A 2443-nucleotide genomic window follows, 5' to 3' on the forward strand; every position below is an offset into this window, starting at 1 on the left:
ATAGAGCCAATGAATTGAGCATTGCCAATAAAGAACTCGCTTACCAAAACCAAGAGAAAGAAAATAGAGCCAATGAATTGAGCATTGCCAATAAAGAACTCGCTTACCAAAATCAAGAAAAAGAAAACAGAGCCAATGAACTAGGTATTGCCAACGAAGAATTGGCGTATCAAAATCAAGAGAAAGAAAATAGGGCCAATGAATTAGGTATAGCCAACGAAGAATTGGCGTATCAAAATCAAGAGAAAGAAAATAGGGCCAATGAATTAGGTATTGCCAACGAAGAATTGGCGTATCAAAATCAAGAGAAAGAAAACAGGGCCAATGAATTAGGTATTGCCAACGAAGAATTGGCGTATCAAAATATTGAAAAAGAAAATAGAGCGGCAGAATTAGTCATTGCTAATGAAGAACTTCTTTATCAAAAAGAAGAAAAAACAAAAAGAGCCGATGAGTTAATTATTGCCGAAATTGAACTTAATTTCCAAAATAAAGAGAAAGAAAAAAGGGAAATTGCTAACAAGGAACTGGAAGCACTTAGTTATTCAGCAAAACTAGCCTCGCAATATTCGTTGAGTTTAATTGAAGCTAGTCGAGATCCATTGGTTACCATAAACATTCAAGGGAAGATTACCGATATGAATGAAGCTACAGCAAACATAATTGGGATGTCAAAGGAAGAGCTTATAGATTCCGACTTTTTCGATTATTTCACAGAACAACAAAAAGCACGTGAAGTCTATCAAGAAGTCTTTAAAAAAGGTTCTGTTGCCGATGCTCCACTCACACTACGAAATAAAAACGGCAAACTGACCGATGTTTTATTCAACGGATCAGTCTATAAAGACGATAACGGAAATGTAATGGGAGTTGTAATTGTAGCCAGAGATGTAACCGAGCAAAAAAGAATTGCAACGGAATTAGTTGAGGCAAGAGTTTTTGCTGAATTGGCCACCGAAATTGCCGAAGAAGAAAAAAGGAATGCCGAAGCCGCAACTCTAACTGCCGAAAATGCTGTAAAAGCAAAACAACAATTTTTGTCCAACATGAGTCATGAAATACGAACTCCGATGAACGCTATCATTGGATTTACAAAAGTAGTATTGAAAACAGATTTGACGGAGAAACAAAAGGAATATTTATCAGCCATAAAATTGAGTGGTGATGCCTTAATCGTGCTCATCAACGATATTCTAGATTTGGCAAAAGTAGATGCCGGAAAAATGACATTTGAGTGTGTTCCATTTAAATTAGCTTCTTCAATTTCGGCAATGTTACATGTATTTGAAACAAAAATTCAAGAAAAAAATTTAGAATTAGTTACAGAATATGACAACAATATTCCAGAGGTATTACTTGGAGATCCCGTTCGTTTGCATCAAATTATTTTAAATTTAGTGAGCAATGCAATAAAATTTACTTCCAAAGGAAAAATCACAGTAAGTGTCCGATTATTCGATGAAGATGAAGAAAGTACTACTGTAGAATTTGCCATTTCAGATACCGGTATTGGAATTGATGAAATTAAAATGGAAACTATTTTTGATAATTTCCAACAAGCCACCAGTGGAACTTCTAGATTGTATGGAGGCACAGGATTAGGACTTGCTATCGTGAAACAATTAGTAGAACCGCAAGGCGGAACCGTTTGTGTAAAAAGTAAAATTAACGAAGGCTCTACTTTTAGTTTTACATTAAACTTTCCGAAAACAGATTTCGTTACTCAATTCGAAACCGAAAAGGAGGAAATAGAAATGGGGATCAGGAATATAAAAGTATTGGTTGTTGAGGATATGCCGCTGAATCAATTATTAATGAAAACCCTTTTGGATGATTTTGGTTTTGAGCGTGACATCGCTGAAAATGGGGCTATAGCCCTCGAAAAAATTAAAGAAAAAACCTATGATATTATATTAATGGACTTGCAAATGCCTGTAATGAATGGATTTGAAGCTACAGAATATATTCGGAATACAATGAATTCTACAATTCCTATCATTGCTTTGACCGCAGATGTAACCACAGTAGATTTAGCCAAATGCAAAGCCGTGGGAATGAATGATTATATTGCGAAACCTGTTGATGAACATATATTATACAATAAAATTGTAGGTTTGGCAAAAAAACCAGTGCTTCAAAAAGAAGTACCTAACGATGAAGATGTCTTGACAAAAAATCAAAACGAAAGTACCGAAATCAAATACACTAATTTAGATTACTTGAAGGAAAGAACTAAGTCTAATCCAAAACTAATGATGGAAATGATTTCAATATATTTGCAACAAACCCCACCATTACTTGAGGCTATGCGGCAAAGCGTATTGGATAAAGATTGGCCTTTATTAGCGGCTGCAACACATAAAATTATATGACTATCCGTTACTTGTACCAAGTTGTTTCTAATGCTGCAATCAATAACCTATCCGATAGTCTGTCCCCGAAA

The 2443-nt window shown here is 35.1% G+C and carries 1 protein-coding gene; it reads left to right on the forward strand.

What is annotated here, in order from left to right:
- A partial coding sequence (locus FNW17_RS16375) for an ATP-binding protein (RefSeq protein ID WP_185965307.1) occupies positions 1–2372 on the forward strand: 2372 nt, incomplete at its 5' end.
- Between the last annotated feature and the right edge of the window lie 71 nt (positions 2373–2443).

It is taken from the genome of Flavobacterium franklandianum (assembly GCF_007097365.1).
Classification (GTDB): Bacteria; Bacteroidota; Bacteroidia; order Flavobacteriales; family Flavobacteriaceae; genus Flavobacterium; species Flavobacterium franklandianum.